At 48.0% G+C, this 15,148-nt stretch carries 14 protein-coding genes; 4 read left to right on the top strand and 10 right to left on the bottom strand.

What is annotated here, in order from left to right; genetic code table 11:
- Window positions 1-140: 140 nt before the first annotated feature.
- The 3 genes from dnaG to rpsU form a co-directional block, all read right to left on the bottom strand.
- Window positions 141-2,090: a DNA primase gene (gene dnaG, locus FD977_RS08875; RefSeq protein WP_215305083.1), complete on the bottom strand. Its 1,950-nt coding sequence runs from the start codon at window positions 2,088-2,090 to the stop codon at window positions 141-143.
- Window positions 2,091-2,119: 29 nt separating this feature from the next.
- Window positions 2,120-2,566 carry a GatB/YqeY domain-containing protein gene (locus tag FD977_RS08880; RefSeq protein ID WP_215305085.1) on the bottom strand — a complete coding sequence of 149 codons (447 nt, stop codon included), beginning with the start codon at window positions 2,564-2,566 and terminating at the stop codon, window positions 2,120-2,122.
- A gap of 120 nt (window positions 2,567-2,686) precedes the next feature.
- The gene (gene rpsU, locus FD977_RS08885; RefSeq protein WP_011903537.1) at window positions 2,687-2,899 is read right to left on the bottom strand and encodes a 30S ribosomal protein S21; all 213 of its coding nucleotides are present in this window, start codon (window positions 2,897-2,899) and stop codon (window positions 2,687-2,689) included.
- 77 nt (window positions 2,900-2,976) lie between these two features.
- Here rpsU and tsaD point away from each other — a divergent pair, with 77 nt between their 5' ends.
- Complete coding sequence (gene tsaD / locus FD977_RS08890) at window positions 2,977-4,050, top strand: tRNA (adenosine(37)-N6)-threonylcarbamoyltransferase complex transferase subunit TsaD (RefSeq protein WP_215305087.1); 1,074 nt, start codon at window positions 2,977-2,979, stop codon at window positions 4,048-4,050.
- 16 nt (window positions 4,051-4,066) lie between these two features.
- Here tsaD and folE2 read toward each other — a convergent pair whose 3' ends face one another.
- From folE2 to xseB, 4 genes are read right to left on the bottom strand one after another with little or no spacing between them, the layout of a single operon-like run.
- Window positions 4,067-4,894, bottom strand: coding sequence for a GTP cyclohydrolase FolE2 (gene folE2, locus FD977_RS08895; RefSeq protein WP_215305089.1), 828 nt, complete (start codon window positions 4,892-4,894; stop codon window positions 4,067-4,069).
- 25 nt (window positions 4,895-4,919) lie between these two features.
- Window positions 4,920-6,824, bottom strand: coding sequence for a 1-deoxy-D-xylulose-5-phosphate synthase (gene dxs / locus FD977_RS08900; protein WP_215305091.1), 1,905 nt, complete (start codon window positions 6,822-6,824; stop codon window positions 4,920-4,922).
- A 16-nt stretch (window positions 6,825-6,840) separates the two neighbouring features.
- Window positions 6,841-7,743: a polyprenyl synthetase family protein gene (locus tag FD977_RS08905; protein ID WP_215305093.1), complete on the bottom strand. Its 903-nt coding sequence runs from the start codon at window positions 7,741-7,743 to the stop codon at window positions 6,841-6,843.
- 22 nt (window positions 7,744-7,765) lie between these two features.
- On the bottom strand, window positions 7,766-7,999 hold the full coding sequence (xseB, locus tag FD977_RS08910) for an exodeoxyribonuclease VII small subunit (protein ID WP_046330712.1): 234 nt from the start codon (window positions 7,997-7,999) through the stop codon (window positions 7,766-7,768).
- Window positions 8,000-8,161: 162 nt separating this feature from the next.
- Between xseB and FD977_RS08915 the strand changes: the two genes are divergently transcribed.
- A complete protein-coding gene (locus tag FD977_RS08915) occupies window positions 8,162-9,268 on the top strand; it encodes an SRPBCC family protein (RefSeq protein WP_215305094.1) in 1,107 nt (368 codons plus the stop codon).
- Between the two features lie 39 nt (window positions 9,269-9,307).
- Window positions 9,308-10,138, top strand: coding sequence for a sulfurtransferase (locus FD977_RS08920; RefSeq protein ID WP_215305096.1), 831 nt, complete (start codon window positions 9,308-9,310; stop codon window positions 10,136-10,138).
- Here the strand turns inward: FD977_RS08920 and FD977_RS08925 are convergent.
- The 3 genes from FD977_RS08925 to polA are packed head-to-tail and all read right to left on the bottom strand — an operon-like array spanning window position 10,135 to window position 14,652.
- Complete coding sequence (locus FD977_RS08925) at window positions 10,135-10,908, bottom strand: ZIP family metal transporter (RefSeq protein ID WP_215305098.1); 774 nt, start codon at window positions 10,906-10,908, stop codon at window positions 10,135-10,137. The genes FD977_RS08920 and FD977_RS08925 overlap by 4 nt on opposite strands.
- Window positions 10,909-10,913: 5 nt before the next feature.
- Window positions 10,914-11,810, bottom strand: coding sequence for a dienelactone hydrolase family protein (locus tag FD977_RS08930; protein ID WP_215305100.1), 897 nt, complete (start codon window positions 11,808-11,810; stop codon window positions 10,914-10,916).
- A gap of 16 nt (window positions 11,811-11,826) precedes the next feature.
- Window positions 11,827-14,652: a DNA polymerase I gene (gene polA, locus FD977_RS08935; RefSeq protein ID WP_215305101.1), complete on the bottom strand. Its 2,826-nt coding sequence runs from the start codon at window positions 14,650-14,652 to the stop codon at window positions 11,827-11,829.
- 81 nt (window positions 14,653-14,733) lie between these two features.
- Here polA and FD977_RS08940 point away from each other — a divergent pair, with 81 nt between their 5' ends.
- Entirely contained in the window at window positions 14,734-15,141 is a 408-nt protein-coding gene (locus FD977_RS08940) for a hypothetical protein (RefSeq protein WP_251369475.1), read from the top strand.
- The last annotated feature ends 7 nt before the right edge of the window (window positions 15,142-15,148 follow it).

Raw genomic sequence — 15,148 nt, forward strand, 5'->3', positions numbered from 1 at the left:
AAATAAAGCGCAAGTGGCTGAATTAAATCGGTTTTTTTCTGGGAATAGAGGATTATAGTCGATTACGACTTTTTTACCCCTATACGCACTCAAAATATGGGGTAAATTTCGGGTTTTTCTAGGCTTAAATCAGAAAATTCCTAGGAAAATTTCAGTCTTTCGCCCAGTTCGCGATATCGAGCTCGATCTTGCTCCGTAGCTGTGCTGCCAGCAATCTTTTGGGCAATTTCTGTCATCTCTGTTTTTAGGTGGGTAATCTCCAGCTTTTTGAAAGCCCCATCTAAATCTGCCATAGCTCCTTCAATCTCTAAATCGGAGCCCATGACCCGCTTTCTTAGTACCTCATAGAGCGGGGCCAACTCGCTGCGAGATAGTTGCTCTTGAAATAAAGCAAATGCGCCGGCACCTACTGCTGGTGGCTTACCGTTCTCACCAGGAATCAATTCAACCTGATCACATTGAGTCAATAAATCCTTCATGAGTTCCAATGCTTTTTCTGAGCGTAACTCAGAAGCCTGTAAAGCGAGCGCCCTCTTGTTGGCATCTAGAGCTTTTCCTAAATGTGGAAACTGAATCAAGACGCGCAACATCTGCTCAGCCAAATCTGTAGGGGCTTGCGGAGGTGGGATATTGAGTACAGGGGCTCTTTTCGCCGAACCCTTAGAAGCCTGCCAAGGCGCGCCCTGGGTCCGGTTGCCGTTATTAGCTTGCACAAAGTTGGGTGCGCGTTGATTTGTTGTTGCATAAGAACCTTGCTGTACTGGTGCAGGCACTATCGTCAATCCACAGAAAGACTCTAACTCTGCAGGTGTTGAATTCGTTCGGATAGCAAGCTCACGCAAGATTTGCGTACGCAGAGCAATTGGTGGCATGGATAGCAGCATTGGTTTTGCTGCATGATGCGTTTGCGCTCTTCCTTCAGGCGTTGTCAGCTCATGATCTTGACTTGCAATCTTAAAAAAGAAACTTGAGAGCGACATCGCTTCTTTGATGACTTTTTCAAAGGCGGGTGCACCATAGGCTCGGACATAACTATCGGGGTCGTGCTCTGTAGGCAAAAATAAGAAACGAATTTCTTTGTCATCCGACATTAATGGGAGACACGCTTCCAGCGCACGTTGTGCCGCACGCTGTCCGGCAGAGTCACCATCAAATGAAAACACGACTTTATCGGTTTGGCGCAACAACATGCGCACGTGGTTTGCAGTACAGGCTGTACCCAATGTAGCTACCGCATTAGGAAAACCCAATTGCGCGAGTGCTACGACATCCATATAGCCCTCGCATACCAAAACATATTCTTGCGAGCGGATAGCTTGTCTTGCTTCGAATAATCCGTAAAGCGTATTGCCTTTAGAGAACAGTGGTGTCTCTGGAGAATTTAAATACTTAGGCTCACCTTGATCCAGGATGCGTCCACCAAAACCAATGGTCTGCCCCTTAGGACTACGAATCGGAAACATGATGCGATCACGAAAGCGATCGTAGCGTCTGGTAGTCTGATTATTGTCCGTCTGCTCACTCTGAATGAGTAAGCCACCCTCAAGCAAAGTCTTAGCTACTTCATCGTTGGCATAAGTACCAAAGACTGCCTCAAGGCCTTGCCAACCATCGGGTGCATAACCCAGGGAATACCGTTTAGCGATCTCACCAGTGAGACCGCGCCCCTTCAAGTACTCCACAGCACGGGGCGCTACTTTCAGTTGTTGGCGATACCAATCGGCAGCTGCACTCATTACTTCACTTAGTGCCATCGTCTGCTGTTGGCGCGCAACATCATTCGCAGTGCGCTCTTCACGCGGCACATCTAATCCTGCGGAACGCGCTAAGTCCTCAATCGCATCTACATAGCCAAGACCGGAATACTCCATCAGAAAACTAATAGCAGAGCCGTGCGCTCCACAACCAAAGCAGTGATAAAACTGTTTGGTAGGTGATACAGAAAATGAAGGGGATTTCTCAGAATGAAAGGGGCACAAACCTTGAAAGTTCGCACCCGCTTTTTTTAACTTCACGTGCTGCCCAACCACATCCACGATGTCGACCCGATTTAGTAAATCGGCAATGAAGGATTGGGGTATGAGAGCCATCAGTATGGGATGAGGCTTAGCTTGTGAACTTACTTAGCTAGCGCCGCTTTTACTAAACCAGAAACTTTGCCCATATCGGCTTTACCAGCCAATTGACCTTTAAGAACGCCGATCACTTTGCCCATATCTTGTGGACCAGTAGCACCAGTGGATGCAACTGCTGCAGCAACAGCAGCCTCTACTTCAGCATCAGATAACTGTGCCGGCAAGTAATCTTGCAGGATGACCATCTCAGCTGCTTCGATCGCTACTAAGTCATCACGATTGGCTTTTTCAAATTGAGAGATGGAGTCTTTGCGCTGCTTAATCATCTTTTCAATCGTAGCGATGACACTGGCATCATCCATCACAATGCGATCATCTACTTCACGCTGCTTGATGGCTGCTAATAGAAGACGAATAGTTCCAAGGCGTGCCACTGCTTTTGCACGCATCGCGTTTTTCATATCTTCAGTAATTTGATCTTTCAGACTCATGGTATTTTTTCCCGGTATTCAATATCTCATAAATTGCTGGCGATTCAAAAGCAAAAACCCGCTGCGTTTCACCGTCAGCGGGTTTCAAAGCCTCTCGGTGAGGAGAGCTTTTAAATTCGATTAATAAAGCTTTTTAGGCAACATCTGGCTGCGAATACGCTTGTAATGGCGTTTGGCAGCAGCGGCCTTCTTGCGCTTACGTTCAGCCGTTGGCTTCTCGTAGAACTCGCGGGCACGCAAGTCTGTCAAAAGGCCATTCTTTTCAATGGTGCGCTTGAAACGGCGCAATGCCACTTCAAAAGGTTCGTTCTCACGGAGGCGGACTGTAGTCATACTTGTTTAACTCGTATATGCTCGAAAAATATCGATAAATTAACTGAAATGCGATTCTAGCACGACCAAGTACAAAAATGATTGTTTTAGGCATAGAAACTTCTTGTGACGAGACCGGGGTAGCCATATATGACACCACCCCCTGGGAAAACCACGCCCCAGCCCATCAGGGCATCCTAGGACAGGCACTGCACTCCCAAATTGCCATGCATCGGGACTACGGGGGCGTTGTCCCGGAATTGGCCTCTAGGGACCATATAAGAAGGGTTTTACCCCTTTTAGACGACACTTTGCATGAGGCCGGGCTCAAATTAAAGGATATCGATGCGGTCGCCTACACCCAGGGTCCTGGCTTAGCTGGCGCCCTGCTCGTGGGGAGTGCTTTTGCCAAATCCCTAGCCCAGGGTCTCAATCTGCCCTCAATTGGGGTGCATCACCTCGAAGGGCACCTGCTTTCACCGCTTTTAGGGGTTTCTGTACCAGAATTCCCCTTTATTGCTCTTCTAGTCTCGGGTGGGCATACCCAGCTGATGCTAGTGAGTGGAGTTGGTAAGTACCAACTTCTAGGTGAAACCTTGGACGATGCCGCTGGCGAAGCCTTTGATAAAACAGCCAAATTACTAGGCTTGGACTACCCAGGCGGAGCCGCCATCTCCAAATTAGCAGAAAAAGGTCAATCTGGAAGATTTGACCTACCCAAGCCAATGCTGCACTCGGGGGATTTAGACTTTTCTTTCTCCGGACTCAAAACAGCGGTTCTGAACCAGGTGAAAAAATTTGAGGCGCTGGGTATTACGGATTTTGATGAGATCGCAACTTTTCATGCGGATCTCGCACGAAGCTTTGTCGATTCCTTAGTCGCAGTACTCGTTAGCAAATCAGAGAAAGCGCTAAAACAAACTGGCTGCAAACATGTTGTGCTGGCAGGGGGTGTGGGTGCCAATTTGCAATTACGCGCAGCTCTGAATGCGAGCGCTAAGAAGAATCGATTTGAAGTGCACTATCCACCAGTCGACCTATGTACCGATAATGGAGTGATGATTGCATTTGCTGGAGCACTGCGCATGTTGGCAGAAAATAATGGCTCAACTACTTCAGGCGCTTTTGATATCAAACCCCGCTGGGATTTGGCGAGCAATAATCTTACTTAAATTATTGCTGAATTTATTACTTAGTCAGACTAATTTTGGCGTAGGCGCTGTGGTTATGAATCGACTCAAAGTTCTCAGCCTCAACCACTAAAGACAAAATACGCTGATCGCCTTTGAGTTGGCCCGCTACATCACGCACTAAGTCTTCCACAAACTTCGGATTGTCATAAGCACGCTCGGTAACCCACTTCTCATCAGGGCGCTTAAGCAAGCCCCACAACTCACTGGAGGCCTGACTCTCAGCGGCTGCAACTAAATCTTCTACCGTCATCTTGGTCTGCGAATCAAGCTCTACTGACATCGTCACATGCGAGCGTTGATTGTGCGCACCATACTCCGAAATCTCTTTAGAGCAAGGACATAGACTCATCACTGGAACTACAGCGCGCAGGTTTAACTCAACATCAATTGCACCAGCTGCATTTTGTTTTGCCTTTGCAGTCCAAGTCACTTCGTAATCCATCAAGCTTTCAACACCAGATACGGGTGCAGCTTTTTTTACAAAGTGGGTATAGGTAAATTGAATACGACCTTCATTTGCATTGAGCAATGGGAGCATCTCACGCACCATGGCAACTACAGATGCACTATCAATCGGCTCATGGTGTTTTTGCAAGAGCGCAATGAAACGGGACATATGCGTGCCCTTCACATGCGCAGGCAAAGCCACATCCATTTCAAAATTACCGACCGCTGGCATCACACCCGTCTGAGTACGAATATTCAGCGGATGGCGCAATCCCCGAATCCCTACCTGCTCAATTGGCAAGGCCCGCTCATCATGCGAAGACTGAATGTCAGGCATGGCTTTTGGTTTGAGAAAGGCGGTGTTGATGTCGTTCATGACTCTATTTTCAGGCAAAAATGACTTATTTGCCCACAGCCGCAGGATTTGTTGCAGTTTTAGCTGGAAAACGTTGGGAAATAGCCTTTGCAATCCCTGCAACGTCCAAGCCACACTGACTCATCAGGAGTTTGTAATCGCCATGCTCCACGAATACATCAGGAAGACCTAATTGTAAAAGGGGTTTGTTTACCCCCATTGCAGAAAGTGCCTCTAAGCACGCACTACCTGCGCCACCCTGAATCGCACCATCTTCAATCGTCACAAAATAATCATGATCTTGCGCCAAGGATTTGAGTAGCTCAAGATCCAATGGTTTAACAAAACGCATATTGGCAACTGAAGCATCTATTTGTTCAGCCACTTCAAGTGCTGGGTAGAGCAAAGTTCCAAAAGCCAAGATCGCTATGCGCTGACCCGCAGGTGCACTCGACTTACGACGTACTTCGCCTTTACCTAGTGGCACGGTACGCAACTCTTTTGAAGGAATGGTCCCAACACCAGCACCTCGCGGATAGCGCACAGCGCTAGGATGCGGCTGATGAAATGCCGTAGTCAATAAATCACGGCACTCCGCTTCATCTGCCGGTGTCAAGACCAACATATTCGGAATGCAACGTAAGAACGGAATGTCGTACGCACCAGCATGGGTTGCGCCATCTGCACCCACTAAACCGGCACGATCCAATGCAAATAAAACCGGCAGATCCTGAATCGCTACATCATGAATGAGTTGATCGTATGCGCGCTGCAGGAATGTTGAGTAAATCGCCACTACTGGCTTCATACCTTCACATGCCATACCGGCAGCAAAAGTGACTGCATGCTGCTCAGCAATACCGACATCGTAATAACGCTTAGGGAAATTCTTTTCAAACTCCACCAGGCCAGAGCCTTCACGCATTGCGGGTGTAATACCAACCAGCAATGGATCAGCGTGCGCCATATCGCACAGCCATTCACCAAACACTTGAGTAAAGGTTTTTTGAGAAGGGGCGGCAGACTTCTTCACACCCTCTTCCGGATTGAACTTACTTGGGCCGTGATACAGCACTGGGTCTGCTTCAGCCAACTCATAGCCCTGACCTTTGCGAGTGACTACATGCAAGAACTGGGGACCGCGCCCCTCAAGCGCCAAGCGGCGGACATTTTGCAACATCGGAACGAGGGCATCTAAATCATGACCATCGATTGGGCCAAAGTAATTAAAACCAAACTCTTCAAAAATAGTGGATGGAGAAACCATGCCTTTAGCATGATCTTCCAAACGCTTAGCAAACTCGCGCAAAGGTGGCGCAATAGATAAAACGCTATCGATGCCCTTCTTCGTTGCAGAGTAAATGTTGCCACTCAATAGTCTAGCGAGGTGTCGATTGAGTGCACCTACGGCTGGCGAGATCGACATATCGTTGTCATTCAGAATGACTACTAATGGTAGGTCCTCATACACGCCCGCATTGTTCATCGCTTCAAATGCCATACCTCCAGTCATCGCGCTATCGCCAATCACTGCAACAGCGACTTGCTTCTCGCCCTTGGTTTGGAAAGCGCGGGCCATACCCATCGCCGCAGAAATACTGGTTGAAGAGTGGCCAGTACCAAAGGCATCGTATTCACTTTCAGCGCGACGGGGGAAACCTGACAAACCATCTAACTGGCGCAAGCTACCCATACGCTCACGACGGCCAGTCAAAATTTTGTGCGGATAACTTTGGTGACCCACATCCCACACAATTCGATCCTGTGGTGTATCAAAAACGTAGTGCAAGGCAATGGATAACTCGACCGTACCTAAGTTAGAAGAAAGATGTCCGCCCGTCTTGGAAACAGAATCCAAGACAAACTGACGCAACTCATCTGCAAGCGCAGGAAGCTGCTCGCGCGAGAGTTTTTTTAGGTCTGCAGGTGAGTGAATGGAATTTAAAGTCATCAAATCTTTAGTAATCTTATTTGCCTCTATTAACCACCAATAGAGCCAAATCTTTCAGGGCCCCGGCTTTAGCGCCAAAACTCTCTAAGCTAGCAATCGCTGTTTCTTGTAAATCGGCTGCTGCTTGCTTGGCATAGTCTAAACCCATCAAGGTCACATAGGTCGGCTTGTCATTGGCCGCGTCTTTTCCTGCGGTTTTACCCAAGGTTTGACTATCTGCAGTGGCATCCAAAACATCATCCACAATTTGAAAGGCCAGCCCCAAAGCTTCAGAGTAATTTTTGAGATGCTGCATTTGAGTCGGATTCAGCTTGGCAGCAATACCGCCTATCTGCACTGAACAAGAAAGCAGAGCGCCTGTTTTCATGGCGTGCATTTGTTTTAATCCAGCAAGGTCCAGTTTCTTTCCCACGCTCTCCAGATCAATCGCCTGACCACCAGCCATGCCACGCGAACCAGACGCACTGGCCAGTGCACTGATCATCGCCAAGCGCATATCAGCATCGCACTGCGTATTTGCCAAAACCTCAAATGCACGAGTCTGCAATGCATCACCAACTAATAAAGCAGTCGCCTCGTCATAAGCCTTATGTACAGTAGGTCGCCCTCGGCGTAAATCATCATCATCCATACAGGGCAAATCATCGTGCACTAAGGAATACGCATGAATACATTCAATTGCAAACGCAGCCGAATCTAAAGCAGTATTTTTCTCTTCATTGGAATCATTACCTAACTCACCAGCGGCATAAACCAATAAAGGACGAATGCGCTTGCCGCCACCTTGAGCGGCATAACGCATCGCTTCATGTAGACGTGCAGGGTTAACATTCACTGCATCAAGCCAACTATCGAGAGCAAATTCAGTTCGCTGCCCGTGAGCACGAACCCAATCTTCAAATGAAAGTGCGTTGTTCATAAAAGTAAAGCCTTAGGGCAACTTAGGCCTCGAATACCCGAACTTGCTGCTCAACTTGAGCAAGCATGGCCTGGCAATGTTTTAAGAGTGCTGCACCACGTTGATAAGCTAAAAGCGTCTCTTCCAAAGAGAATTTGCCTGATTCCATATCCGAAATTAGCTTTTCCAGCTCCTTGACAGCCTGCTCATAACGCAAATTAGGGTCGATTTGTAGCTCAAGACCGGGCTTCTGATCTTCAGATTTCTTCGCTGGCATTGGCTTGTTTCCTTCAAATTTCTTAGAGATGTAGTCCTATATATTAAAGCGAGACAGGGGTCAGATGGGTATAATTGCCTCCTTCCTTTCCAATATCGATCCGTCGATGGTTGGATTGGTTATTCCGCTTAGCTTCGGCTGACGTTTTCGGGGGTGGGGAGAATGACTAATCTGGCTACCGCGCAGCAGCTTGCGCCGTCCAACTTACAACTGCCGGTTTCGGCCTATTTTGACGTTGATCTCTATCAGCGTGAAATTGAACTGCTTTTTAAGCGGGGCCCAGGCTATGTTGGTCACGAACTCATGGTTCCCGAGATGGGCTCCTACCAAACGTTGACAGCAGAGAATGAAGGCCGCTTATTGGTCCGAAACCAAGCTGGCGTTGAACTCCTCTCCAATGTCTGCCGTCATCGCCAAGCACTTATGCTTAATGGCAAAGGCAAGGTAGACAACATTGTTTGTCCCTTGCATCGCTGGACCTATGATTTAAACGGTCAACTCATGGGCGCACCCCATTTTGAAGACAAGCCTTGCCTCAATCTCGGTAAGTCCCCTTTGCAAAATTGGCAAGGGCTCCTATTTGAAGGTCCGCGTGATGTACGTACCGATCTAGCCAAGCTTGGCGTAGCTGATGATCTCAATTTTGAAGGCTACATCCTCGATCATGTTGAGGTTCATGAGTGCAATTACAACTGGAAGACTTTTATTGAGGTCTACCTTGAGGACTATCACGTAGTGCCCTTTCATCCAGGCTTGGGTAAGTTTGTTTCTTGCGAAGACTTACGCTGGGAATTCGGTGACTGGCACAGCGTGCAAACGGTTGGTATTCACAAGGACCTAGAGAAGCCTGGCTCACCCGTCTATCAAAAGTGGCATGAAGCTGTATTGCGTCATCATCAAGGCAAGACACCACGCCATGGCGCCATCTGGCTGACCTACTATCCTAATGTGATGGTCGAGTGGTACCCAGGTGTTTTATGCGTTTCCACCCTACATCCGATGGGTCCCAATAAAACACGTAATGTGGTGGAGTTTTATTACCCTGAAGAAATCGCTCTGTTTGAACGCGAATTTGTAGAGGCAGAACGTGCGGCCTATATGGAAACCTGCATTGAAGATGATGAAATCGCGGAGCGCATGGATGCGGGTCGCGCTGCCCTGCTTGCCCGTGGTCAAAATGAAGTGGGCCCATATCAAAGCCCCATGGAAGACGGCATGCAACATTTTCATGAATGGTACCGTCGTGCCATGAACTATCAAGGCGCATAATTCAGTAACATCCATTACGCCCCCTTATAGGAAGCCATCATGACACCTCTCATTACTGCAAACCAGTTAGAAGAAATGATTAATAGTGGCGAGAATGTATTGGTCTGTGATTGCCGCTTTGATTTAGTCGACCCACTAGCCGGTCGTAAGTCTTATTTAGAAGGCCATATTCCAGGCGCGCTGTATGTTGATTTAGACCACGATTTATCTAGCGAAAAGACAGGTAAAAATGGTCGTCACCCACTGCCCACCCCAGAAGCCTGGGCCCAAACCAAATCTCGCTTAGGTATTGACTCCAATACTTTAGTTATTGCCTATGACAATCAGGGCTCTGTATATGCCAGTCGCTTATGGTGGATGCTCAAAGCCACTGGCCATGCCAATGTACAAGTCTTAGATGGCGGTCTAGATGCTTGGAATGGCCCCATCGGCACATTGCCACGCGAAGCAAATCCAACAACAACGCCAGTACCCTCAATGCCTTATGTTGGCTTAGTGACAGTAGAAGAGGTTGTGCACAATCTCCAAGCTAAAACAAATGTCATTGTTGATGCTCGTGCAAACGATCGCTTCCATGGTCAAAATGAAACTTTAGATCCTGTTGGCGGACATATTCCCGATGCAGTTAATTACTGCTTCAGAGAAAATCTTTCCAGAAAAAGTTTTAAGGCCCCAGAACAACTCTTCAAAGACTTTGTAGATCTCTTGGGCTCAACTAAAGCTTCTGAAGTGATTCATCAATGCGGTTCTGGAGTCACGGCCTGTCATAACCTACTAGCCATGGAAGTCGCGGGCCTCAAGGGCTCACGAGTGTACGCAGGTAGCTGGAGCGAATGGTGTGCCGACCCCAGCCGACCAGTGGCTCTTTAATGCAAGAGTGAAAGCAGAATTACCAAGCCAACGCCACCGGCAATCAAAATCGTTTGACGTAAAGACTCAGCCCAATGTGGACGCCGGTGCATTTGTGGAATCAGATCGCTCACCGCAATATAAATAAAACTACTTGAGGCGATGACCAATAAATAAGGCATTGCCGCATGAGCCCTCTCCAGAAAGAAGTAAGCCAATACGCCACCTAGTACCGCAGCTAGGCCGCAAATGAAGTTGTACATCAAAGCACGAGTACGGGTAAATCCAGCATTTAGTAATACGATGAAATCACCAATCTCTTGCGGAATCTCGTGAGCAATAATGGCAATCGCAGTAAAGATACCCACTTGGTAATCAGCCATAAAGGCGGCAGCAATCAAAACACCATCTACAAAATTGTGTATGCCGTCGCCGACCAGAATCATCCAACCGCTTCTACCCGCGACTTCTGCATCATGACCATGGTGATGATCATGGCCATCCCCTTCGTGATGATGGCTATGACGCAGTAAAGAAATTTTCTCGAGCAAGAAAAAGCCTAAGAGGCCTGCAAGCAAGGTAGCAAATAAGAGTTGAGGGTTCACACCCGGCATCGTGAATGCTTCGGGTAATGAATGCAGCAAGGCGGTGGCCAGCAAAATACCTACTGACACGCTCACCATGCTGTGGACCATCTTTGATAGTAAAGACAAAGAAAAACTCGCGGCAACGAGAACGCTAGCGGTTCCCGCTAACGCTGTGACTAACAAGATGGTTTGCAGTACTGACATGGAAGTTAGGCAACCCCGTTTTGTTTAAACCAGGCAATGCATTTTTCCCAACCATCTTTTGCAGGGCCTTCGCGATAGGTAGCGCGGTAGTCCGCATGGAAAGCATGTGGTGCATCAGGATAGATTTCAAAACGAGATGCTTTGGCTGCTGGATTTTTGGGAGCTGCTTTGGCAAGTGCTTCACGCATTTGCTCAACACTCTCCAGAGAGATGCCAGTATCAGCCCCGCCATACAAGCCAAGCACTGGCGCCTTGAGATCAGCAGCGATATCGACTGGATGGCGCGGGTTGCCCTCGGTTTTCTCACCAATGACACGACCATACCAAGCTACACCAGCTTTAATCTGAGGCAGTGTGGCCGATAACCAAGTAATGCGACCACCCCAACAAAATCCAGTAACACCCACTTTTTTCAAGTTGCCGCCGTTCTTGCCGGCCCACAATAAGGCAGCTTGTAAGTCATTGAGAACTTGAGTATCCCCCGTTGGGGCAACGATATTTTTTTGAATTTCGGCAATAGTGCCGTAAGTGTTCGGATCGCCAGCGCGCGTAAAGAATTCTGGGGCAATAGCCAAGTAACCTAATTTAGCAAAACGTCTTGTGACGTCTGCAATGTATTCATGCACACCAAAGATTTCACTGGCAACAATCACAATCGGCAAATTACCTTTGGCTTTTTCTGGACGTGAAACATAAGCAGGCATCTGAAAACTTCCCACTGGAATCATTTGCTCGCCCGCTTTGATACCAGTGAAATCAGTTTCAATCGCTGCGGCCATGACTGGCTCAGAAGCGGCTACAAAACCAATTCCCATAGTGGTTGCTGTAATGGCGGAGGCTTTCATAAAACCTCTTCTATCGCTAGACACCATTTTTGAATCCTGATCTTTTTTAGTTGTCATCTCTTGGTCTCCTAATTTAGTGCGCTTCTTCCCAATTATCGCCAATCCCAATACCCACTACCAGCGGAACCTTCAGCTCAGCTACCTTACACATCAAATCAGGCAGTTTTGCTTGCAAAAGCTCCAGCTCATCCAGTGGTACGTCAAATACCAGCTCATCGTGGACCTGGAGCAACATGCGAGTCTTGAGCTGCTCTTTTTCCAACCAGTTTTCGACCGCAATCATAGCCAATTTAATCAAGTCAGCTGCCGTTCCCTGCATTGGCGCATTAATTGCGGCCCGCTCCGCACCTTGGCGGCGAGGGCCGCTACTCTTAATTTCTGGAAGCCATAGGCGCCTGCCAAAGACTGTCTCAACATAACCATTCTCCCTAGCCTCCAAGCGAGTGCGCTCCATGTACTGAGCAACCCCTGGATAGCGATCAAAGTACTTAGCAATATAGTTTTGGGCTGCTGAGCGCTCAATACCCAGATTACCGGCTAGGCCAAAGGCGCTCATGCCATAAATTAAGCCAAAGTTAATGACCTTGGCATAGCGACGCTGTTCTGAATTAACGCTCTCGAGCGGCACGCCAAAAATCTCAGCGGCAGTTGCTTGGTGCACATCCTTACCTGCAGCGAATGCAGCTAATAGGTTTTCATCCTCAGCAATGTGCGCCATGATGCGTAGTTCAATTTGTGAATAGTCAGCCGAAAGCAACTTACAACCCTCAGCCGGAATGAACGCCTCCCGAATTCGACGACCTTCTTCCGTGCGCACAGGAATATTTTGTAAGTTCGGATCGCTTGAAGCCAAGCGCCCCGTCACCGCAGTCGCCTGAGAAAAACTCGTATGTACTCGTCCTGTTTTAGGATCAGCCATGCGCGGGAGTTTCTCGATATAGGTTGACATCAATTTAGCAAGACTGCGGTAGTCCAAAATACGCGCAGGCAAGGGATAGTCTTCTGCCAACTTCTGCAACACTTCCTCATCAGTCGATGGCGCGCCCGATGGCGTCTTCTTAATTACGGGGAGCTCTAACTGCCCAAATAAAATCTCTGCGATCTGCTTGGGTGATTGAATGTTAAATGGCTGCCCAGCTAGCTTGTGAATCTCTCCCTCTAGAGCGAGCAGACGTTTACCAACTTCTTGACCTTGCTGAGATAGCAAGGCAGAGTCAATCCGAATGCCATTACGCTCCATGATGCCCAGAACCCGCATTGCTGGCATCTCGATATCTTCATAAATGTACAGAAGACCTGGACTTGTCTGAATTTGTGGCCACAACACGTGATGCAGTCGCATGGTAATGTCAGCATCTTCTGCTGCATAGTCGGTAGCAATTTTTAGATCTACTTGATCAAAGCCAATCTGATGAACGCCTTTACCGCAGACCTCTTCATACTTAATAGTCTTCATGCCAAGATGTCGCTCAGCCAAGTTATCCATGTTGTGCGGCATATGCGATTCGAGCACATAAGATTCCAACATGGTGTCAAAAGCAATGCCCTGTAAAGTAATGCCGTAGTTTGCAAAGATGTGGCTGTCGTACTTCAGGTTTTGCCCCACCTTTAAATTAGTAGCGCTTTCTAGCCAGGGCTTCATACGTGCTAAAACCAGTTCGCGACTGAGCTGAGTCTCTCCATTGCGATGCGCTACTGGGATGTAACAAGCCTCCCCAGGGGTAACACAAAGTGATATGCCGACAAGCTCTGCAGCCAATGCATCTAAGCTAGTAGTCTCGGTATCCACCGCCGTAAGAGTAGCGCCTTCAATTTTTTTAATCCAACGATCTAGCGATACTTCATCCACTACACACTCATAGTGTTTTGCAATCGCACCTTGCAGATCCGTTGTTTCTTGCGATAAGGCAGTGGTCGCTTCTGTAGCCGTGGGGCCAAATTTCTTAGCCTCGCTTTTTACATTTTCCTCTGAGCTATTTTTTATGGGACTACCAGCTAAATCAAAGTTGCTGTTGGTTTCAGGAGTAGTATCACCCAACTGTCTCTCCACGTCACGCAACCAAGTCTTAAATGCATAGCGCTCAAACAGCTCGCGCAAAAGTGGCGCATCTTCTGATTTCGCATGCAGGTCATCTAAGCCTGGAAGGTGGGGCGATAAATCGCAATCGGTTTTGACGGTAATGAGCTGACGTGCTTGAGGAAGCCACTCCAAACTATTTCGCAAGTTCTCGCCAACAACACCCTTCACTTGGTCGGCGTTTGCCATCAAGTTATCTAAATCGCCAAACTCAGCTAACCATTTGTTTGCCGTTTTAGGGCCGGCTTTAGGAACACCCGGTACGTTATCAACCGTATCGCCAATGATGGAAAGGTAATCTACGATGCGCTCCGGAGATACGCCAAATTTTTCAATCACACCATTGATATCCAACTTCTCATTGGTCATCGTATTAATTAAGGTGACAGAAGCATTCACTAACTGAGCTAAATCTTTATCGCCAGTAGAAATAATCGTTTCCCAGCCAGCTTGGGTTGCTTGACTAGCTAAGGTGGCAATCACATCATCAGCCTCAACTCCAGAAACCATTAATACTGGCCAGCCCAAAGCTTTTACCATCGCATGGATTGGCTCAATCTGCTTAACCAAATCTTCAGGCATGGGGGAGCGATGCGCTTTGTACTCGGGATACATTTCATCCCGGAAAGTCTTGCCTTTGGCGTCGAAAACACAGGCAATGTGGTCAGCCTTGAGTTCTGAGCGAGCTCGGCGCATCATATTTACCATGCCGTAGATGGCTCCCGTTGGGTCGCCTGCCCCATTTCTGAGGTCTGGCATGGCATGAAAGGCGCGATAAAGGTAGCTAGAGCCGTCTACCAACAAGAGTCTATGTTTAGTCATACCGCAATCGTACAATCTAGTTGCTAACTGCCTACAGATCAGGATCAAATCCTCCTGAAAAGAGGCCTAAAAAGGTGAAAAATGATGCACGCTCTAACTAACTTACTCCACGCTTGTGTGAGCCAAACCCTTGTTATAACAAGCTTTTTAGTGGCTTTTGCCTCTTTTGGCCTGCATTCAGCGCATGCCCAGAATAATTCTCAAGCGCTGAGCCCCTCCGAGTTGCAGCGCATTAATAATCAGCCCTTGGCGCCTCCGGTGAGCGCCTCTCAGGTAACGAATACGCCCGAAGGTCGCAAACCGAGCTTTCAGCATAAAGAAGCTACTGGCACTGAAATTACTGAATATAAGGATGCCAACTCACCTACTCAGGTAGACGTGAAGACGCGTTATACCAACTACGAAATGGCTCCTCCGGCAACAGTCATGCCTGGCGTACCGAAAGAAACTGACCTAATCAGCGTACCGAGCATCAGAGTTCCTTTTTAATCTTTAC

The organism is Polynucleobacter sp. AP-Elch-400A-B2, from assembly GCF_018688355.1.
GTDB lineage: Bacteria > Pseudomonadota > Gammaproteobacteria > Burkholderiales > Burkholderiaceae > Polynucleobacter.